25 protein-coding genes are annotated in these 19412 nt (G+C 40.9%); 14 read left to right on the top strand and 11 right to left on the bottom strand.

The genetic code is table 11. The annotated features are described in order from the left end of the window. The first annotated feature begins 429 nt into the window (after positions 1-429). Positions 430-1101, top strand: coding sequence for a stalk domain-containing protein (locus NV379_RS16865; RefSeq protein ID WP_258208501.1), 672 nt, complete (start codon positions 430-432; stop codon positions 1099-1101). 32 nt (positions 1102-1133) lie between these two features. On the opposite strand, the gene NV379_RS16860 is transcribed toward NV379_RS16865, so the two are convergent. The 4 genes from NV379_RS16860 to NV379_RS16845 form a co-directional block, all read right to left on the bottom strand. Beyond that, the gene (locus NV379_RS16860) at positions 1134-1568 is read right to left on the bottom strand and encodes a VOC family protein (RefSeq protein WP_258208500.1); all 435 of its coding nucleotides are present in this window, start codon (positions 1566-1568) and stop codon (positions 1134-1136) included. Positions 1569-1665: 97 nt separating this feature from the next. Continuing rightward, complete coding sequence (locus NV379_RS16855; RefSeq protein WP_258208499.1) at positions 1666-2706, bottom strand: potassium channel family protein; 1041 nt, start codon at positions 2704-2706, stop codon at positions 1666-1668. A 28-nt stretch (positions 2707-2734) separates the two neighbouring features. After that, positions 2735-3094 (bottom strand): MmcQ/YjbR family DNA-binding protein, encoded by a 360-nt coding sequence (locus NV379_RS16850; RefSeq protein ID WP_258208498.1) that lies wholly within the window; start codon positions 3092-3094, stop codon positions 2735-2737. A 75-nt stretch (positions 3095-3169) separates the two neighbouring features. Next, positions 3170-4678, bottom strand: coding sequence for a potassium/proton antiporter (locus NV379_RS16845; protein WP_258208497.1), 1509 nt, complete (start codon positions 4676-4678; stop codon positions 3170-3172). A 180-nt stretch (positions 4679-4858) separates the two neighbouring features. On the opposite strand from NV379_RS16845, the gene NV379_RS16840 reads away from it, so the two are divergent. From NV379_RS16840 to NV379_RS16830, 3 genes are all read left to right on the top strand, one after another. Further along, positions 4859-5218, top strand: coding sequence for a GIY-YIG nuclease family protein (locus tag NV379_RS16840; protein WP_258208496.1), 360 nt, complete (start codon positions 4859-4861; stop codon positions 5216-5218). Positions 5219-5266: 48 nt separating this feature from the next. Beyond that, positions 5267-5746, top strand: coding sequence for a DUF6530 family protein (locus NV379_RS16835; RefSeq protein ID WP_258208495.1), 480 nt, complete (start codon positions 5267-5269; stop codon positions 5744-5746). Positions 5747-5920: 174 nt separating this feature from the next. After that, positions 5921-6652: a TraX family protein gene (locus NV379_RS16830; RefSeq protein ID WP_258208494.1), complete on the top strand. Its 732-nt coding sequence runs from the start codon at positions 5921-5923 to the stop codon at positions 6650-6652. Between the two features lie 53 nt (positions 6653-6705). Here NV379_RS16830 and NV379_RS16825 read toward each other — a convergent pair whose 3' ends face one another. Next, positions 6706-7377: an NAD(P)H-dependent oxidoreductase gene (locus NV379_RS16825; protein WP_258208493.1), complete on the bottom strand. Its 672-nt coding sequence runs from the start codon at positions 7375-7377 to the stop codon at positions 6706-6708. 138 nt (positions 7378-7515) lie between these two features. Here NV379_RS16825 and NV379_RS16820 point away from each other — a divergent pair, with 138 nt between their 5' ends. Further along, positions 7516-7869 carry a winged helix-turn-helix transcriptional regulator gene (locus NV379_RS16820; protein ID WP_258208492.1) on the top strand — a complete coding sequence of 118 codons (354 nt, stop codon included), beginning with the start codon at positions 7516-7518 and terminating at the stop codon, positions 7867-7869. A 37-nt stretch (positions 7870-7906) separates the two neighbouring features. Here the strand turns inward: NV379_RS16820 and NV379_RS16815 are convergent, their stop codons facing one another. Both NV379_RS16815 and NV379_RS16810 read right to left on the bottom strand, forming a co-directional pair. Then, a complete protein-coding gene (locus NV379_RS16815; protein WP_258208491.1) occupies positions 7907-8797 on the bottom strand; it encodes a GNAT family N-acetyltransferase in 891 nt (296 codons plus the stop codon). A 79-nt stretch (positions 8798-8876) separates the two neighbouring features. Next, positions 8877-10208, bottom strand: a complete 1332-nt coding sequence (locus tag NV379_RS16810; protein WP_258208490.1) for an MFS transporter — start codon at positions 10206-10208, stop codon at positions 8877-8879. A 169-nt stretch (positions 10209-10377) separates the two neighbouring features. Here NV379_RS16810 and NV379_RS16805 point away from each other — a divergent pair, with 169 nt between their 5' ends. The 6 genes from NV379_RS16805 (at position 10378) to NV379_RS16780 (ending at position 14771) form a co-directional block, all read left to right on the top strand. After that, positions 10378-10692: a hypothetical protein gene (locus NV379_RS16805; protein ID WP_258208489.1), complete on the top strand. Its 315-nt coding sequence runs from the start codon at positions 10378-10380 to the stop codon at positions 10690-10692. A 67-nt stretch (positions 10693-10759) separates the two neighbouring features. Then, a complete protein-coding gene (locus tag NV379_RS16800) occupies positions 10760-10942 on the top strand; it encodes a hypothetical protein (protein WP_258208488.1) in 183 nt (60 codons plus the stop codon). 179 nt (positions 10943-11121) lie between these two features. Beyond that, positions 11122-12087: a stalk domain-containing protein gene (locus NV379_RS16795; protein ID WP_258208487.1), complete on the top strand. Its 966-nt coding sequence runs from the start codon at positions 11122-11124 to the stop codon at positions 12085-12087. 155 nt (positions 12088-12242) lie between these two features. Beyond that, entirely contained in the window at positions 12243-13280 is a 1038-nt protein-coding gene (locus tag NV379_RS16790; protein WP_258208486.1) for an aldo/keto reductase, read from the top strand. A gap of 4 nt (positions 13281-13284) precedes the next feature. Continuing rightward, complete coding sequence (locus tag NV379_RS16785; RefSeq protein WP_258208485.1) at positions 13285-14148, top strand: MBL fold metallo-hydrolase; 864 nt, start codon at positions 13285-13287, stop codon at positions 14146-14148. 23 nt (positions 14149-14171) lie between these two features. Continuing rightward, positions 14172-14771, top strand: coding sequence for a TMEM175 family protein (locus tag NV379_RS16780; RefSeq protein WP_258208484.1), 600 nt, complete (start codon positions 14172-14174; stop codon positions 14769-14771). 50 nt (positions 14772-14821) lie between these two features. Here NV379_RS16780 and NV379_RS16775 read toward each other — a convergent pair whose 3' ends face one another. Continuing rightward, entirely contained in the window at positions 14822-15172 is a 351-nt protein-coding gene (locus NV379_RS16775) for a winged helix-turn-helix transcriptional regulator (protein ID WP_258208483.1), read from the bottom strand. Between the two features lie 286 nt (positions 15173-15458). On the opposite strand from NV379_RS16775, the gene NV379_RS16770 reads away from it, so the two are divergent. The 3 genes from NV379_RS16770 (at position 15459) to NV379_RS16760 (ending at position 17498) form a co-directional block, all read left to right on the top strand. Then, the gene (locus NV379_RS16770; protein WP_258208482.1) at positions 15459-15956 is read left to right on the top strand and encodes a hypothetical protein; all 498 of its coding nucleotides are present in this window, start codon (positions 15459-15461) and stop codon (positions 15954-15956) included. Positions 15957-16213: 257 nt separating this feature from the next. Next, positions 16214-16819 carry an ATP phosphoribosyltransferase regulatory subunit gene (locus NV379_RS16765; RefSeq protein ID WP_258208481.1) on the top strand — a complete coding sequence of 202 codons (606 nt, stop codon included), beginning with the start codon at positions 16214-16216 and terminating at the stop codon, positions 16817-16819. A gap of 31 nt (positions 16820-16850) precedes the next feature. Next, entirely contained in the window at positions 16851-17498 is a 648-nt protein-coding gene (locus NV379_RS16760) for a His/Gly/Thr/Pro-type tRNA ligase C-terminal domain-containing protein (RefSeq protein ID WP_258208480.1), read from the top strand. On the opposite strand, the gene NV379_RS16755 is transcribed toward NV379_RS16760, so the two are convergent. From NV379_RS16755 to NV379_RS16745, 3 genes are all read right to left on the bottom strand, one after another. Then, positions 17467-18360: a LysR family transcriptional regulator gene (locus NV379_RS16755; protein ID WP_258208479.1), complete on the bottom strand. Its 894-nt coding sequence runs from the start codon at positions 18358-18360 to the stop codon at positions 17467-17469. The two genes, NV379_RS16760 and NV379_RS16755, sit on opposite strands and share 32 nt — an antisense overlap. Positions 18361-18365: 5 nt before the next feature. After that, positions 18366-18824, bottom strand: coding sequence for an HIT family protein (locus NV379_RS16750; protein WP_258208478.1), 459 nt, complete (start codon positions 18822-18824; stop codon positions 18366-18368). A 111-nt stretch (positions 18825-18935) separates the two neighbouring features. After that, on the bottom strand, positions 18936-19310 hold the full coding sequence (locus tag NV379_RS16745; RefSeq protein WP_258208477.1) for a YmaF family protein: 375 nt from the start codon (positions 19308-19310) through the stop codon (positions 18936-18938). Positions 19311-19412: the final 102 nt, after the last annotated feature.

The following is a 19412-nucleotide window of genomic DNA, read 5'->3' as shown; positions in this document are numbered from 1 at the left end:
TATGGAAATAGAGATGAAGTTGATCATTCAAAAAAGAATGTTAGCCTTTTGACTTTGAAACTGCCATCGTGTTACTGAATTAATAAATTAACACAGTGATGATGGCCTGCTGGTGTCTCTACGTGAAGAGGCTTTAGCCAAGAGTATTAATCAGTGCATCGAGACGCTTCGTTCATTCGGCAAGAAGGATGATGAAATTATTGATATCGTGAAAAAGTATTTGAGAAAGGGATGATGTCATGATTAAAGTGGATAATGCCGCGAAAAGATTTAGTAAGAAGTTATGCGTTACGAAAAAAGAACTGCACCACAGATGTTAGATTAGACTTACATTGGTCGTGCAGTTCTTTATTTTGCAAACAAACAATGTAAAACTTTTCATAGAAATATGCGTCTATAAGAACAAATAACGTAAATGAGGTGCGCTAGTTGAAAAAGTTCATTGTAGGCATGGTTTGTGGGATCGCAGTTTCATTCTCGACAGTGGCGGTTGCCTCAGATTCGATTAAAGCTTATTTATTTCCGGTTCAATTCGAGATTAATGGAGAACAAGTGGTGTTAGATCAAGATTACAAAGTACTGAATGTCGATCAACATACTTATGTACCGATTCGTTTTGTGGCTGAGCATCTAGGTTCCACCGTTGACTACGATGCGGATAAGCAGAAGATTTATGTGAAGAATGGCCAAGAGGGGACAATCCTTGATCCTGCTTCGAGTAAGTTATATCAGAGTGAAGCTTTGAAGTTTAGATTGATCTTACCGAGTTACTTTGAGGGGAAGTATGAGGTTGTGGAACAGACTCAGGAATCACTTCCGTCAGCTTCTAGCGTTCATTTCTTCAACAAAGCGAATAAAGCTGGATTCGGCGGATTGCTGTTTACAATATCGACGCGGTCGAAGGAGTCATGGAATGCGGATGTTGAGAATGGGATGACAGGCAGTCACCAATTTAAGGTGGGGGAGAAAGGGGATCAAATTTATGTATTTAGTACGCCTAGCGATGTGCAATATGATCCCGCAAACTCAGAGTTAAAGGAAGAGTATTTAGCACTATCTAAATCACTAACTTGGATTCGAACCAGCTTTAAGCTCACATAGTAAATTTATCTGGGAAGGGTAAGACTTAGCAGCTATTCTTTCAATGACTTCAAAATCTCCAGATAATGAGGGTTATACATAACCCCAAGCACGTTACCGAATGGATCAACAACTGAAGCTGTAACGAATCCAGTGTCCCCACGAGGTGTAAGTGGATCGTATTCTTTAGCTCCCATCTCGGTTAATTTCTGAAGAGTCTCTTCAATGTCATCCACATGCCAGTACATGATTACACCGCCAGGTTGATCGGTTGTACTTGGTGGTGCGAACTGGCGATTTATGATTCCAAGCTCATGCTGGTAATCACCAATTCGAAACTCCGTGTAAACAAGCTTTCCATCGGGACCTGAACGCTCGAAGTAGGGTGCAATTCCTAATAATTCCGTGTACCAAGTTGTTGCCGCTTCGACATCATCTGCCCAGTAACTAATCGTTGCAAATCCTCGTAAAGTTTGTTGATTACTCATTGTTATTACCTCCTACAATTTTCATTATTGTTCTATATCTCTATAATAAACAAACGTCCCTGACAACTATATGGCAGGGACGTTTGGTGTTGGTTTATTATTTTTTAGCGATAAGGAGTAAATTCTCATATGTCTCACGATCACAGATCACGAACAATCTTGCATCTGCTGGAATTTGCTCGGTCAGTCTGCGATTGATATTGAGATTCGTACCATCTGATATAAGGGTTGCGCCTTGATTAAGTAAGTCTGTAAACGCATCATGGAATGTATTCCAATTTGGATTACTCGGAATTTCATAGAGATCATCACCATAAGTGCGAGTTAATAGTTGAGACAGAAGTTTCGTACTACCCGGATTGAATGCAGAGCGTACTGCCAGCTGCGACACCATTTCACTACTTAGAATAAATTCATTGACCTGAATGTGACGGAAGTTTTCTAGATTCTCACGATCTCGAATTTCAACAATGGAGTAGACGTTACTGTAATTCTTTTCAATGGTCGTAGCGATCAGAAGTGTTTTACCATCGATAAAGGCGGGATCTCGTATTGTATTCTGGTAGCGGGTGACTTCATCGGCAAAAATAAACACCGCGCGAGCCTTCGCCATATTCGCTTTTTCCAACGTGTCCAGGTGTACAGGATTTCCTTGTATGTAATGAACCCGAATATCATTGAATGGGGTTTTCTCTAATGAATCAATCAAGACAACTTCCACTTTCGGATCACTCTCTAATATTTCTTGAATTGCATTCTCAGCATGCTTGCTCCACTCAATAATGACAAAATGCTGCTCGCCCATGTATTGCAATTTCCCTTCCTCCTTTTTCTTATGATAGATAAACATCGCATCGATAATCTTGCTAATGGTGAGTGAAATTAGACCAATTCCGAACAGGTAAACGAAGATACCTAGCCATTTACCTGCAACGGTATGGGGATAGAAGTCCCCATATCCGACAGTCGTCACAGTTGTCATGACCCACCAGAAACTATTGAAGCGTGTCTTGAATGTCTCGGGCTCTAGCTGAAAGGCAAGCAGGGAACAGAGAACGATGAAAAGGAGGGCGAAGAAAATAATAAAGCGATTATTTAATCGAACAAATTGCAGAAGCAATTTCGTTATGAGGTACATGTGAACCTCCTCTTTTAATTTGAAAATACTAAGAGACAGCGTCCTCTGCAATCGCCGCTTTTTCCACCTTGGTTAGTCCTTTGTAGACAAGATCATAAGAATGATCAATCAGGACATGAATTTCTTGCTCCGAAAGAGTACCTGTTAAAGTAATGGTGTTCCAATGATTCTTATTCAAGTGATAGCCGGGCTTCACTTCTTTGTACTGTTCACGAAGTGACGCTGCACGCATCGGGTCACATTTGAGACTAATAGTAGGAGCGGGTTCTTCAGAAGGCAGGAGTGCGAACATCTTATTTCCGACTTTAAATACTCTTACATTATCACCAAATGGGTATGTTAATTCAGCGCCTGCTTTACTCAAGCAGTAATCTTCATAATGTTGCATGTCCAAGACTCCTTCTTATTCCACAAAAATAGAATTACATGATCCTACTACCTTAATATACGACAGGGGAGTACCCTATTCCTTCTCTGTCTTACAATTCTTTTTTGAGTCACTTCCGATTTCTTCTTCAGTTAGTATTTCTTCATTCGTTATAAAAAGCTGTTTAATCTGCTCTCGCATACACTTCGGAATGAGAATGTATACAATGTCGCCAGATTCCATTACGGTTTGACCTTTAGGTGTAATGATTTTTTCGTCCCGAACAATCGCTGTGATTAATGCTTCTTCTGGTAAGTTGATCGACATAACTTCTTTTCCATCGACCATTGAATTCGGTTCAATATCAATCTCAAGGATTTCTGAATTAGTCTTACCGATAGAGACGAGTTCTAATGTGTGTGGAACTGTTGTTTTCTTATCACCAGATAAGCCAAGCTTTTCAGCAAGCAGAGAAATGGTAGAGCCCTGAACAAGAGCCGAGGTAAGAACAACGAAGAATACAACGTTAAAGATAAGCTGACTGTTCTCAAGCCCAGCAAGAAGCGGATAAGTCGCAAGTACAATTGGAACGGCTCCGCGGAGTCCTGCCCATGCAATGAATGTGACTTCCTTCTTCGTGAATTTGGAGAACATCATACTGATAAACACACCAATTGGACGAGCTACGAACATGAGTAACACAGACAATCCTAAACCTTGCCACATGACTGAAAACAGTTGATGCGGGAATGCGAGTAGGCCCAGCAAGATAAACATCAGGATTTGCATCATCCATGCAAAACCTTCATTAAATCGGAAGATCGAATGACGGTAGGTGAGATCAGAATTTCCGATAAGCACCGCCATTACATAGACAGCAAGCAAGCCACTACCATGTAGCATTGCAGTTCCGCTATACGTTAGCACAGCGAGTGCCATCGATAGAACCGGGTAAAGCCCTGACGAATCAAGATTAATCTTATTAATGATCCAAGTGGAGGCTTTTCCTGCGACTATACCCATTACAAGACCCAATCCCATCTGCCACACGAATCCAAGTGTTAATGTTGTGAAGCTAGCAGCTGGATTCTGAATGAGTTCAATAAAGGCAACCGTTAAGAAGATCGCCATGGGATCGTTCGTACCGGATTCCGCTTCTAATGTAACCGTAAGCTTCGGTCGAATGTTCTTATTACCGAGTACCGCGAATATAGCTGCAGCATCCGTCGAACCAACAATTGCACCGAATAACATACCTTCAAGCCAAGTTAATCCAAGTATGTATTTTGCCAGAGCACCAATGATGACAGTTGTGAGCAAGACCCCGACGGTGGCTAAGGTCGTAGACGGTACGAGAACTCGCTTCATATCCGTCCATTTGGTCTGAAGACCACCTTCGAATAGAATCACAATCAAGGCAAGAATACCGAATAATTGTGTTAAATATGCATTATCGTAATACAAAAACTTGCTGAGAACCATACCAACCAGGATAAAGAAGACGAGGGATGGGACGCCTAACCTAGAGGAAAATTTCGTAGTAATTACACCAACAATTAATAATGTTGAGAAAAGTAATATCGTACTATCCACTGTAAATTCCAATCAAGTACCTCCTCATGATGACTGTTTATTTATACATTATATATTGCTTTTATACATAACTCCAACTTTCTGGCAAATTTATCATGATATTAGTAGGTTGACTGGTATCAAAATGAAGCATATACTAAGTTTAGTCATTTAGTAAATTACTAAATAAGTAAACGGGTAGAGGTGTTGCAATTGGATAAGAATAAACGCAAAGAAATGGTTGAGGAATACAAGCAGATCAAGACTTATATGGGTGTCATTCAAATAACGAACAAAGTCAGCGGCAAGATCTTTATTGAGAGTTTTCCAAATTTGAAAAATAAATGGTCAAGTATGCAAGCTCAACTTCAAATGGGAACATTCATGAATCTAGAGTTGCAAAAGGATTGGAAAGAGCTTGGTGAAGAAGCCTTTACTTTTGAAGTGTTGGAGCAAAAAGAAGCCGATGATATCACAGATATGAAATGGGAGCGTAAGAAGATGAAGAAGCCTTGGCTGGAGAAGTTGCAGCCTTACGGTGATCGAGGGTACAATAAACAACTAAATGACTAAATTAGTGAATGAATAATAATGAAATGAAGAATAGGAAGAGGGATTTACATGAGAATACCAACAACATTAAAGCATAAACCTGTTGTCGTAACGGAAAATTATTCGCAAGTGGACGGACGCCTAGCAGGTAACACAGATGCACAAGGATTGTCCTTAGGTTTGGCACAATGGAATGATCGCGGTAAAGTTGATATCTCGGCTAAAGTATGGCGTTATACAGGTGAGAAGTGGTCACGACAGTCTGAGGAGTTGCCACTGCATCGCGTATTAGATTTGTCCATTCTGATCTGTCGCACGATGGAACACTTCCGCGAAGCTTATCGCTTTGAGAACTTGTATGATCCTACGAATCCACAGATTGATCGTATTGGTCTACAAGGGGATGCAATGACGGTCGAGGTATGCACAGCTAACGAGAAAATTAATGAAGATATTAAGTTGTTCAATCAAGCACTTAGCGATGATGGGGAATTGATCGGTGAGAGATTGCGCGCATTGTCTGCGATTCTCAAAGAGCTTGGATATTAATCGGATAGTCGAAGAGTTGCTCATGAGCGGCTCTTTTTTTATGTTATCGATACCCATTGCCTCAAATAACAAAGTGACAGTTATGTAAGCACTAATCTTACAAACTTGTAAGCCATTATTTCCCTTATCCATGCTATGATAATCCTCGGAATTATACATAAAGGAGCAGTCATCATGAATAATAGTTTTGGATTAAATGCTTTTCAATTAAAAATTATTGCGCTCGTCTTAATGGTGTTAGATCATGTTGCAACATTCATTCCAGATACGCCAAATTGGTTTCATTGGGTTGGGAGAATAGTCGCGCCTATCTTCTTCTATTTAATCGTTGAAGGATTCTTCCATACACGAAGTCGTACCAAGTATATGAAACGACTATTTGCTTGTGCATTTATTATGATAATAGGTAACCTCATCTTGAATTTAATTTTCCGGATAGAAGGTTATGTCATCATGAATCACATGTTCTTATCACTAGCACTAGGGATACTTATGCTTCATTGCATTGACTTAGCTAAGAGTAAAGTAGGAAAGGATAATGCTCTGTTTATTATTCTCGCAATACTCGTAGCAGGTGCTGCTTTCTTCACAGAAGCAAGTATGCTTGGGGTTCTAATGACATTAAACTTTTACTTCTTACGTAATTCAAAATGGAAGATGGCGATTGGTTATCTAGTCATTTGTGCATTTGAGCTCTTTATTCTCACAAATAGTTTTACAGAATTCGAATATGATAATTTATTCCTTATGAATGTTCAATGGATGATGTTTATGGCCTTGCCATTTATGCTGTTATATAACGGGGCTCGTGGACTTAATACACCATTTACGAAAAATCTGTTTTATCTATTCTACCCTGTACATTTATGGATCATCTTCATTATTGGATATTTTATGAGAGTGTAATTAAAAAAAGAGTCGCTTATGAGCGGCTCTTTTGTATGTTCATAGAGTTAAGCTTACACCCACTGAATCACATCAGATGTAGACCTTCTTGTTTTCTCGCGAGGCTCATGTAACCGATAACCAAAGGCCACCATAGCTGAGATACCAAAGTGTTCACGATCTAAAATTCCTTCAGTAGCTAAGATTTCCTCAACGTTCTCCTTCATAAAACCTTCAATTGGGCAGGAATCGATTCCAATTTGCGCAGCGGCAGTCATCATGTTACCAAGAGCGATATATGTTTGGCGACTTGCCCACTCGAACATAGCACGTTCGTTGCCCTCCAGATTAAATTCTACTTTTAAGAAATTATCATACATCTTTTGTTTGCCTTCTGCGACCTCCGGTGGTAATTGCTGCACGTTATTCATGATCTCACTAATGTATGTGGAATGAGCTAGCATATCTTTAGGCTGTCTCGAAAGTAAGATGACAAAGTGGCTTGCTGTAGGGATTTGTCTTTGTCCGCCCCAGACATGGGGATGAATTTTCTCCCTTACTTGTGGATTCTGGATCACAAGAAACTTCCATGGTTCAAATCCAAATGAACTAGGGGATAATCGACCGGTTTCTATTATAAATTCGAAATTCTCTTCACTTACTTTCTGATCGCTAAATTCTTTCGTTGCGTGGCGGTATTGGTATGCACTCAAAATTTCATTTTTCTTGGATACAGTCGTTTGCATTGTTGATCCACTCCTTATTTATCTGGGAATTATTGACGATCATTCGTCCATGGATTTATATTAAGTTATATACTTATAAAAGAGAAGTACGCACAATAATGTGGGATAGTAACAAAAATGTTACCAAGGAGTGGGACTATGCGTGATCGTAAAGGTGGCTTTGGAAATTTTCCAAATAGTAATAAACAGGCGTGTCCTGTCGAATATACGTTAGATGTTATTGGTGGGAAGTGGAAAGGGATACTGTTGTATCACATGTTAGAAGAAAAGAAGCGGTTCAGCGATTTTAGAAGGATTTGTCCGGCGATTACTCAACGTATGTTGACACTGCAACTGCGTGAATTGGAAGAGGATGGCGTCGTCCATCGAGAAGTGTATCAGCAAGTACCGCCAAAAGTGGAATACTCTTTGACTGAATTTGGACAGTCTTTGAAGCCGATCATTATGCTGATGCGAGAATGGGGATTGGAATATATGGAGAAACGTGGTTAAAGCAGAGGATGATTCAACCACGTTCTACTCTTGAGTTTCAGGCATGTGAGGTTATTGGGAATAAGAAATGAGTGGGGAAATTGTTTAGGACAGGGCGAACGAATAGCAAATCATCACTATCTGTGATTAATTCAGTCTGAATGCCCTCGATATTCATATCAGGTGTAAAAGAGAAGTGAACAGTTTCTATGTCATCTGTGATGATGTATGGAAGAATCGTATCGATTGCGACTTTTCTTTTACTAATGATATCTAAGACATGTAGCTCTTTATCCTCTTGCTCGAACAATACAATAACATCTTCATCTTGGATGTAATAGATCGCATCACTAAAAGCCAAGATCAAGTAAAACATGGTTAGATGTTCTTGATTCTTTACTCCTAAGGTGGATGATACAGCAATACGCTCAGCAGCAAATTGTTTCATGAGTTCAAGATCAGCAGGATTATTGAGACTTAGCTTCTGTAATGCTGATGGTGTAGTTGGTTTCTTTTTCAAATGAGAAGAATCTAGAAGAAAACGACTTTCCTGAATGGGTTCAAAGCCAAACTTAGGATAGAATTGTATCGCGCAGCGATTGGCGAATAGATAAATCAGATCGTAGTCTTGTTCATATTGATGAATCACATGATCCATTAACATAGCTGCCAGACCTTGATGACGATAGTCGGGATGGGTCATGACGGTTCCGATCTGCAGGGCTTGGTATTCAACACCACCTACAACGACAACTAACTTATTAACCGATACATTCGCGACAATCCGATCATCATCTATGTAGGAATAGCAGATGTAATTGTCATTCCAATATCCTTGTTCATACCACTCTTTAAAATCTAGATCAAATACGAGTTTGGCTAAGTCATTAAAGCTTTCTTTATATGCATCAATATGTTTATAATCACTAATAAGTTGGTAATCTTTCATGTAATGTCCTCCGAAAAGAATATGAATTCAATAAATGCCGATTCATCCTTGGTGAAGGAGATCGGCATTTGTTATTTCACTACATACTTACATCATTTCGTTGCTGCGCTTTTCTCTTCATAATGGACCAGACAACGACGGGAACAAGCAGAAGTGACAAGAACCCACCGATTAAGGATAGGGTTGGATAGCTTGTGTAAGCAAATACAACACCAGATAGGAGACCTGAAGATGCACCAGATAGAGCGATGAATACATCCACCGTTCCTTGTGTTTTCGCACGCGTTGCAGGAGTTGTTGCATCAACGATTAATGTTGTTCCACTAATTAATCCGAAGTTCCAACCTAAGCCAAGTAGAGATAAAGCAACGATTAAGAGTGGTAATGAATCTACTGGAGCAAGTGCGGATAGAATACCAGCGGCCAGAAGTGTTACCCCTGCTGCAATTGCCATCGCAGTTCGACCAATTTTATCGACTAATATTCCTGTTATAAGAGAAGGGAGATACATGGCACCGACATGGAATCCAATTACCAGACCTACATCACCTAGTCCATGCCCATGATGGCCCATATGAACGGGAGTCATCGACATAATCGATACCATCACAATCTGCGTTAAGATCATAATGGTTGCACCAACAATAATCCCGCGCTTATTGGAATCAGACGTTAGAGAAGAAGTTTGTGTAGAGTCTGCTTGTGACTTGTTCTTATTAGCAGCTGCAATAGCTTTGGACACAATTAATGGATCTGGACGTAATAGGATGAATAATACGATACCTGCACCAATAAACGCAGCAGCAGATAGAATGAAAGGTCCTGCAAGTGTTGGAATGCCGATGGAGTCAGCAAGATTTCCCATTACCTGAACCAAGTTCGGCCCAGCTACCGCACCGAATGTCGTTGAAACAAGTGCAATACTAACTGCAGTCGCACGCTGTGTTGGACTTGCTAAGTCTGTTCCAGCATAACGTGCTTGTAAATTCGTCGACGTACCTGCCCCATAGAGGAGTAGAGCTGCGAACAGTAGGTAGACATTGCTTAAGATTGCTGCAAATATTACCCCAATCGCACCAATACCTCCAGCGATAAACCCAAGCGAAAGTCCGTAGCGCCTACCTAATTTTTGTGAAATCCTACCCACCAACAGTGAAGAAATAGCAGATCCAAATGTCATGAGTGCAACTGGAATTCCTGCGAATTGGTCTGATCCCAGCATATCTTTCGCAAGCAAAGCCCCGATCGTAACCCCTGCCGCAAGTCCAGCTCCCCCGAATATTTGAGAAAGCACTACAACCGCAAGTGTTCTGCGATATAGCTGCTTTAGCTTATGTGGTGAATCTAAGTAGCGTTGCACCCATGCAGGATGGCTTTGTGAAGTATAAGAATCATCAGTTATCTGTGACAAAATTGTTCCCGCCTTTCTAGGTTCAAACGATTGATCCCTTCAAGCATTGTATAACAGAGTGGGGGAGTTGAACATATGTGGAGAGAAATTGATTACTCAAAGGATTAGGAGCCGAGTGTGTTGAATTTCAAAATAATGTAATTCTGATTTCAAAAGAAGGAGGCTTTATATGAAATGGAATAGACGTATTCTACTCCTCTTAATTCTAATCGTAGCAGTGGTCGGAATTATTTTACGTATAACAGATGGGGTGAGTAGTCAAGCTTTTGGGTTAATGGGATTGGTATTAGCTATGATAGGTTTTGTCTGTTCCAGACGTAGTTCTTCAGAAGCTGTTGAACAAGCAAAAGTAGATATACAAGATAAATCAAATCCAATAAGAACAAGATATAAGTTTATGGTAGTCATTATTACATTTATTGGATTGTTATACTTATGCATTCTAGTCTTTGGCATGGTGAGTCAATTTGTTAATGGACTCTAGCTCAAGCATAGGGTAACTACAACTTTTCTTTTATTGGATGTGGGACTTTTTCAAGGAGGATATTTATATGATTAATGAAGATAACAATGACGATTTAAAAAAGAAAGTTGCTGAACTTGAACAACAAATAAAAATAATACAGGAGTCTAGCCAATCTAAGATTAGTTGGAAACATGTTATTGTGACGATAATTATCTCAATTGCTTTAAGCAATATTTTCTTTATGATCTTAGTTAATTTTCAACAGTAATTCAACTTCTCAGAGAGTCTATGATTTATAGAGCAGCTTGTCAATAGGGAAGCGCAGATTACAAAGGTGATGAAGGAAAGAGTATGTAACCCATTCCTAAACAGATGCATGTAATACCACTTCCTTCCAAAGAGATGATATCATCATTGTATCACGTTCCAAAAAAACGGAGGAATGTTATGAGAAGAATTTTATTAAGTCGAGTAGGCTTGATGCTATTTAGTTTAACTATGATTTCGATGGTTACATATGTCCAGACAACAGATGCCAAAGTTGACATTAACTCCATAAGCTATCCTGATCCCACATATCAGGTCAGGCCAAAGACTGATAGCAACGGTCTTACTGATAACAAAATATATTCGTTCCAGAAGGGGGAGAAAGAAACCGCTCCAGATGAAGTCTTGTTGATGATAAATGGTGAGTTTACGGACACGAAAGTGATTATAACTAGTAATCGATCGCTTGTACCTATCCGCACTGTTGCGGAGGCATACGGTGCGAGTGTCCAATGGGATGAATCGACACAAACGATTAGGATCAAGGACGAAAATAATGAAATCGTCATGCAAATAGGGATTACAGTAGCAAGTGTAAACGGTAAAACTATAACAATGGATGCAGAACCTATTCAAGATAATGGACGTACCTATGTCCCATTACGTTTTATTAGTATTTGCCTTAACAAAGCCGTAGGGTATCTTCCAGCTGGAAAACAATATCTTCATGCTATCGCCGATAAAGACGTTGCTAAGGGTTTAGCACCTAACCCTATTGTTTGGATTGATGATCCTGCCAAAATGAACAAGAGCAACTCTACCGAAGAAATACTGGTATGGCTTAAATCTCAGATGAAGCAAGGACTTAACTGTTTGAAAATCAATCTAGACACTGCGCATAGAGGCAGCTTAGTAGGAAAAAGTCTGGATGACCCGACATTTGTACAAATCGATAAAGCTATAGATGACGCATACTATGTTGGAAATATTGGACGCTATGAAATGTTTGAGGGTCCATATTTAACCTTGGTTGATCCAAATGCGAACATTATTTATTTCTATACAACGCCTTACTTAGGAGGAGTAATATGGAAGGCGGATATGAATGATCCAGATACTTTTGTACCCATGTATTTTGCTGATTAACGAAGCTGGATAGCTGTGAGATGTTGAACGCGTAGGACCGCTATGGTCTTACGTTTTTTTTGTTCCAATTGAGTTTACGAACAAAATTGTGCCTTCTTGTTGGATTTTAATCTCAGGCGTATACTGGGAAAAAATTCAAATAAGGAGTGGCAAAATTGAAGTATCGATTATTTGGAAAAAGTGGACTTCGTGTATCGGAAGTTTGTCTGGGTACGATGACCTTTGGCGAAGATTGGGGCTGGGGTGCATCGAAGGAAGAGTGCAAGAAAATTTTCGAGACATACGTGGAAGCTGGAGGCAACTTTATCGATACAGCCAACTTTTACACACAAGGTACAAGTGAATCTATTGTTGGTGAACTCATAGCTTCAGCAAGGCAGCAATATGTGCTGGCAACGAAGTATAGTCTAACGATGCGAAGTGATGATCCGAACGCTGGAGGTAATCATCGCAAGAACATGATACAGTCGCTTGAAGCAAGCTTGAAGAGATTGAATACGGACTATGTAGATATCTACTGGCTTCATGCATGGGATTTCACTACACCGGTTGAGGAAGTCATCCGAGCTTTGGACGATATGGTTAGCGCAGGAAAGGTGCTTTACATAGGCATTTCCGATACGCCAGTTTGGATTGTGTCTCAAGCAAATACACTTGCAGCCCTACGTGGTTGGTCAGCTTTCATCGGGTTACAAGTGGAGTACAGCTTGATTGAACGTGCTCCAGAACGAGATTTGTTGCCGATGGCAGAATCATTCGGTATGTCCGTAACAGCTTGGTCTCCGCTTGGTGGTGGGGTTCTCACAGGCAAATACAACTTTGAAGAGAAAGAACAAGCTGGATCAGAAGGAGGACGACTTTCTCCGTCCAGCGGAAGGTTTAACGATAAGAATCGCCTCATTGTAGAGGAGTTAAAGCAAGTCGCAAGCGAGTTAGAATGTACTCCTGCTCAGGTAGCGCTAAGCTGGGTACGTGCTCAATCTTCTTCTATCATACCGATCATCGGCTCTCGGAAAGTAACACAGTTTAGCGACAATATAGCCAGTCTTCACTATCAGTTAAATGAAGATCAACTTGCAAGACTTCATGAAGCAAGCCGAATAGAGTTAGGATTTCCTCACGATTTTCTAGCATCAAGATCGGTTAAGGATGTTTTATTTGGCCAAAAATATGATCGAATTATGAGGAGGTAATTTTATGAGTAAAACAGTTATTCATACACATGCATCGACAGAGGCAGGTATTCTTGCGAATGCATATCTGGTTGAGACGGAAAATGGTGTCATTGCTGTTGACGGCACATTAATTAGGAGCGAAGCCAGAGCATTGCGGGCGAAAATTGATGCCTTACACAAGCCATTGCTTGCCGTGCTGGTTACACATGCCCATCCCGATCACACTGCAGGCATTACAGAGCTAGTTCAATCTGATTCTTCAATTCCTGTCATAGCGCTGCCATCCATCGATCGTGTTATGAGGGCTACTGAAGAAGCTAAGCATGCACAGTGGGCGCCGATTTTCCAGGATGAATGGATCAGACAATGGACATTCCCGAATAGATTTGTTCAGAATCTAGAAGAAGTAGAACTAGACGGTATTCACTTTCAGGTACATGATATTGGGCCAGGTGGAGATTGCGATGCAAATTCTGTCTGGGTCATGACTTCGGAGAATAGTAAAGCAGCATTTGTTGGAGACTTGGTCTTTAGTGGTACACATTGTTATTTGGCTGATGGAAGCATTAGAGCTTGGTTACTCAACATCGACAACGCTGAGCAGTACTTGGATAATGTATCTGAAATTTACGCTGGACACGGGCCAGCAGGTGGTCATGAGTTGTTGGCTAAACAAAGAGACTACTTGCTAACTTATTGCGCGAATGTCAAAGAACTTGCGCAAGGTAATTCGCAGTTATCCGAAGAGGCGAAACAAGAATTAGTAACTCGGATGGATCGCTATTTACCGAATGCATCGCTTCAATTCATGATTTCGCTAAGTAGCGACGCAGTTGCCGCAGAACTGGCATTGGCAGGTGACTTCCTATCTCACAGTCAGAAGTAAAACCAGAAGCAAGTAGCAAAGGAATGCTGACTCCACAGAGAATCGAGGCGTTTAGTGATGGTGTATTTGCCATCGTCATCACTTTACTCATTCTTGAGATCAAAGTACCGTCCTTACCTGAACATGTTTCTAGCAGTGATCTTTTTACCAAACTCTTTACGCTTGGACCAAAGTTACTAAGTTATGTACTCAGCTTTCTTGTGATTGGTGTTTACTGGATCGCACATCATTTTACATTTCACCAAATTCGCCGTGCGGATCGTCAACTGCTTATATTCAACTTGCTATTCTTAATGTCCATATCATTCATACCGTTCCCTGCCGCTTTGTTAGGCGAATACCCACACACTCAGACAGCCGTCATGGTATATGGTTTCGCCCTTCTAATGACTGGAATTACATTTAACTTGATTTGGTGGCATGCCTCTCGCAATCACAGGTTAATTGATTCACAAACACCACTTCACGTCATTCGTAACTCATGGAAAGGCAGGTTTGTTCCGCTTATTTGCTACCTGATTGGTATGGGTTTATCTTTTGTGCATGTCTACCTGACCATAGCCATTTACATTATTGTTCCCTTGTACTACCTAACGGTGAGAACACCATCAGAATCGAAGTAATAAGAAAGGGCTGTCTCAATTGAGATAGCCCTTCTTTTCGCTTCTTCTTATTAAAAATCTGATACAGCTGCCGCAGACAAATGGAGTTCGTTTTTCTCGATGTGATTTCCACCCCATCTGCACATGACAGCTAATATTGGACGCAAGCTTTGTCCATATAGCGACAAGGCATAATCGACTTTAGGAGGAATATCTGAAGATTGAGTACGAACGATGAGGCCATCTTGTTCCAATTCCTTGAGATGGAGTGTTAACATGCGCTGAGTGATGTTCGGAATACACCTTCTCAGCTGATTGTACCGCAGGGAGCGGTCAGCCAAATGGTAGAGGATGAGTGGCTTCCACTTTCCTCCCATCACATCTAAAGTAGCCTCGACTGTGCAATAGTATGTTTTCGACAACTGTACTCCTCCTCATTGTAATCTGTATATCACATTACTAAATATAGAAGTTTTTGGAAAGTGAGTACAGCGATTTTCCTTTCTTTTTCATGCTATTTTTGTAAAAAGTTTCACTTACATTTTGTTCCATATAAAGTCATCCTTATAATAGGACGCTATGATAATGAGAGGAAAATGGTTATGCAATGAAGTCTGTAAAACCTGTTTACATCGTTATTATAATCATCTCAATATTAGTCGTCGCATGCGTTAAAGTATTCCATATCAATTCGAGGTGAGTCTAAAGTTGAATCCATTCACATTTGAAGAACAAGTGTTTTCGCAAAATGGTTACTCGATTGAACTAATGGAAAAAGCAGTTCCATTGGAGTTTTTCATTAAGCCGGATTGGATAACATTTGATACATACGAGCGGAAGAAACACCAATTGAAGCTATATGATGAGAATAAAACACAAATTTATTTGAATGAGATATGGCTAGAAGAGTTTGGGGATGAATTGCAGGTTGGTTTTCACATTTCACGTATTTTGGATCATGAGGAAGGTAATTTTTTAAGCAATACTATTTTTTATCCAGATGGTAAGAACTCCGTTAATTTTGAGCGAGAACAATTTGCAATATTTGATTCCAATCATCAAGAAATAGAGGTCAAACAGATTGGAGCAAGTGAAAGCTCCTTCTCACTTGGTATCGATAAGAAGCAACTACCTCGGATCAAGAATGGATTCTATGTGAAATACACGGGTATGAATTTGTATCAGTATGAAAAGGATCTTTCGTAAAAACTCCTAGTTGGCAGACACTTGCAAAACTATCTGCATTGCGTTAAAATATCAATATTCTTTTACTTGAAGGAGATCAACCCATGAATACAATCATGTTTAATCAACTTCATCATCACAAACGGCGTTAGCACATCTGTAATTTACAGGGTGGGCTAACGCATTTCGCGTTGGCCTCCCTGCGGCATACGAACGCGCAGGACCTAAGAGGTCTTGCGCGTTTTTTTATTTTCCACAAAAAGAGAGGATGGATTAAGATGCAGAATGTTAAAGGGACTTACGATTATTACGGCAAGGATCAAGCGATTCGCAAGAAAGTACAAGCAACACTCCAAGAAGTGTTCGAGGTATACGATTATGACGAGATGAGTTCAACGATTCTAAGTGAACTCGATCTACTGGCATCCAAATATGCGGGTGGGGAGGAGATTCTGAAGGAGATGTACCAACTCACAGATCAAGGCAATCGTAGTTTGGGTCTGCGGTACGATCTAACAATACCATTCGCCAAAGTCATTGCGCAGAATCCTGGCATTGAGTTTCCATTTCGTAGATATGAGATGGGCAAGGTGTTCCGTGATGGCCCTGTAAAGCGTGGTCGTCTTCGTGAGTTCATGCAGTGTGATGTCGATGTGGTCGGTATTGAGGGTCTAGAGGCAGAAGCGGAGCTCATGCTGCTTGCGGCAGAAGTGTTCAAGCGATTAGACATCATGGTTACAATCAAGTGGAACAACCGAAAGTTTCTAACTGAGGTGTTGGAGTCCATGGGAGTTACGTCAGATCAGACGCTCACAGTGATGTTAACGTTGGATAAAATTGCAAAGCTTTCCCGTTCTGAGGTACAGAAGGAATTACTTCAGTAAAGGTTTAGATACGCAAGTATCAAGGCGAGTCATGGAACTGATTACCATGGGCAATCCAACATTTGAAAGCATCGTTAACACATATGCTATTCCTCAAACCACAGGAGCACTTGAAGTTTTAGCCTTACAGGAATTATTAAGTAAATTAGGTTTGGGTCAGATTTGCAAGTTCGACCCGTTCTTGTCACGCGGGCTATCTTTCTATACGGGGACGGTCTATGAGGTGTTCGATGCAACAAATGGTTACAAATCCAGTATTGGAGCGGGTGGGCGCTATGATGCAATTATTGGTCAACTAGTGGGACGAGAGGATATGGCATATCCCACTGTCGGTATTTCGTTCGGGATGGAGTCGATTATGGAGATGATCAGCAATCGTCCGTTCAAGCTTAATGAGCCGTCCGTTCTCGTCATTCCGATTGGTGAGACGACTCCAAGTGTGCTGCAAGTCGCAGCTGAACTGCGCAGCAATGGTATACGAACTCGGACGGACACAAGTAGACGTAAATTGAAAAATTCCCTCGCTACTGCATCTGCCAAAGGGATTCGATATGTCATTCTAATTGGAGAGGATGAAGTAAATGATGACAACGTACGTCTTAAAGACATGATTGCTAAGACGGAAGATGTATTAAGTCGTGAGGAAGTCATCGTGCTGTTATGTAAAACTTGCTGCTGAATCCACTGAGGATATATTGTTGCAAATGTTTCGCATCCTGAGACATATAACGATCCTTACGCCACGCGAGCTGGTAGTTACGTATACAGATGGGTTGTTCAATTGTGATCACGGTAAGCTTCGAACTAAATTGCTCAACATGCGATTCAGGCACGAACGCAATTCCAACACCTGTCTGTACCCACTGCTCAATAGCTTTATGTTCATCTACTTCATGAATAATATAAGGCGCGAATCCTGCTTGTTTACAGAACATATCCGTCATTTCTCGCAATGGATTACTTTTATGAAGACCAATGAATGGCTCGAAAGCAGCTTCTTTCAATTGAATATGACTGCGTGCAGCGAACCGATGTGTAGATGGAACTGCCAACAAGATTTGCTCTTTGAAAAAGGATACAGCTTCGACGTCTGGTTCATCAATTCGTGTCGATGTGATACACAAATCCAGCCCACCACTTCGCAACTGTTTCACTTGCTCTAATTCAGATGCTTGTACAACTTGCAGTTTCGCGTCAGGGTTCATTTGCATATATTCGGCGATCTCATTGGCAAAATCATTATGCAGGGGCATAGCAACTTTCACACGTTGTCGATCGATTTTGGCGAGATCTTGTACCTCTTTACGCCCGTACTCTAGTGCTTCTAATGCTTTGTCGACTTGGACCAAGTATCGCTTGCCGTATGGATTAAGCCGAATACGTCTGCCAACGCGTTCGAATAAAGGAACACCGAGATTCTCTTCCAACCTCGTAATCATCTTACTTAGAGTAGGTTGGTCAATGTGCAAGGCATCCGCGGTAAGAGACATACTCTCTAGTTCCGCAACTCTTTTGAAATAATAAAGCTGCTGAAGCCCCAATGGACTCACTTCCTCTGCAAATAATCTCTTATTTTCTCGCAAATAGAATCAATCTCAGCCGCACCACCTGTAGGTGCATCTGGTGAGCTTACAACTCTAAAACCCCAATATTCCACAGGTGTGTTCGGATACCTTGGAACGACATGCATATGGAAGTGTGGAACATGGTCACCGAGGACATAGGAGTAGATGTGTTCCGCGCCGAGTTCATCCTTAAGTGCTCTACTTACTCGTGTAAGTAGACGTCCTAACGAACTTGATTCTTCGTCTGTTAGATCAGCAAGACTCTGAGCATGACGTTTAAGATCAATGATCAAATAACCAAGGTAAACAGCACCGGTATCCGAATATATATGACCAACACGCAGGTACGCATCCTCATAAAGCGTTCCACCAGGAATTTGAATCCCACCGCGATGTTTGCGGCAGATGAAACAATCAATCTCTTCACTTGTCACATTCATCCTATATATCTACCTCTTTCTAGTAAAATTAAATCCTGCTTTCTAAGTGCAGAAGGCAGGACATAAATTGTTCCTATTATAGATTTACAGATATTGCCTGTCAATGATTTTCTAAGGTGAATTTGGTGTGCTGTTGCGTATGATTCGATTCTTCGTAGTGGTCCCGCTCACCGTATGTCGGTGCCCACCAGCTACATTCGTCGTGAATTGGAAGTTGTGAAAATGATTCGGTCCTCCACGATGTAGTCCTGTCCCATTAATGGATGGCCCAGTCATTCCGTTATACACGTGACGAACTCCATTCTCTGTCGTCGTGATGCCGTGAAAAGTGTGAAAATGTGTTCCCGGCGCAAGTATAACTTGGTCACTAATGTTACTGAACAGGTGCTGATGACCACTATTAGTGGATGTTACACCTTCCATCCGATGTCGAATGCGATTCACGCTCTGCAGAGTTTGCTTCTTTCGTGCTTTCTTCTTAGCCATTAATTGACTCCTCCTTCTATTATTCTACTCTTGTATATTGCAAGAAGTCTGACTGTGACACGGCTAACTAAATAGATTCATAGAATCATGGCGATTCAATCT

Source organism: Paenibacillus radicibacter (assembly GCF_024721995.1).
Classification (GTDB): Bacteria; Bacillota; Bacilli; order Paenibacillales; family NBRC-103111; genus Paenibacillus_AM; species Paenibacillus_AM radicibacter.
The sequence above is the reverse complement of the archived record's forward strand: the minus strand, read 5'-3'. Positions and strand labels throughout refer to the sequence as shown.

Coding starts and splice junctions, on each gene's coding strand:
- NV379_RS16860 (WP_258208500.1), bottom strand. CDS start 1,568: ATGAGTAATCAACAAACTTTACGAGGATTTGCAACGATTAGTTACTGG.
- NV379_RS16855 (WP_258208499.1), bottom strand. CDS start 2,706: ATGTACCTCATAACGAAATTGCTTCTGCAATTTGTTCGATTAAATAAT.
- NV379_RS16850 (WP_258208498.1), bottom strand. CDS start 3,094: ATGCAACATTATGAAGATTACTGCTTGAGTAAAGCAGGCGCTGAATTA.
- NV379_RS16835 (WP_258208495.1), top strand. CDS start 5,267: ATGAGAATACCAACAACATTAAAGCATAAACCTGTTGTCGTAACGGAA.
- NV379_RS16830 (WP_258208494.1), top strand. CDS start 5,921: ATGAATAATAGTTTTGGATTAAATGCTTTTCAATTAAAAATTATTGCG.
- NV379_RS16825 (WP_258208493.1), bottom strand. CDS start 7,377: ATGCAAACGACTGTATCCAAGAAAAATGAAATTTTGAGTGCATACCAA.
- NV379_RS16820 (WP_258208492.1), top strand. CDS start 7,516: ATGCGTGATCGTAAAGGTGGCTTTGGAAATTTTCCAAATAGTAATAAA.
- NV379_RS16815 (WP_258208491.1), bottom strand. CDS start 8,797: ATGAAAGATTACCAACTTATTAGTGATTATAAACATATTGATGCATAT.
- NV379_RS16805 (WP_258208489.1), top strand. CDS start 10,378: ATGAAATGGAATAGACGTATTCTACTCCTCTTAATTCTAATCGTAGCA.
- NV379_RS16800 (WP_258208488.1), top strand. CDS start 10,760: ATGATTAATGAAGATAACAATGACGATTTAAAAAAGAAAGTTGCTGAA.
- NV379_RS16795 (WP_258208487.1), top strand. CDS start 11,122: ATGAGAAGAATTTTATTAAGTCGAGTAGGCTTGATGCTATTTAGTTTA.
- NV379_RS16785 (WP_258208485.1), top strand. CDS start 13,285: ATGAGTAAAACAGTTATTCATACACATGCATCGACAGAGGCAGGTATT.
- NV379_RS16780 (WP_258208484.1), top strand. CDS start 14,172: ATGCTGACTCCACAGAGAATCGAGGCGTTTAGTGATGGTGTATTTGCC.
- NV379_RS16765 (WP_258208481.1), top strand. CDS start 16,214: ATGCAGAATGTTAAAGGGACTTACGATTATTACGGCAAGGATCAAGCG.
- NV379_RS16760 (WP_258208480.1), top strand. CDS start 16,851: ATGGAACTGATTACCATGGGCAATCCAACATTTGAAAGCATCGTTAAC.
- NV379_RS16750 (WP_258208478.1), bottom strand. CDS start 18,824: ATGAATGTGACAAGTGAAGAGATTGATTGTTTCATCTGCCGCAAACAT.
- NV379_RS16745 (WP_258208477.1), bottom strand. CDS start 19,310: ATGGCTAAGAAGAAAGCACGAAAGAAGCAAACTCTGCAGAGCGTGAAT.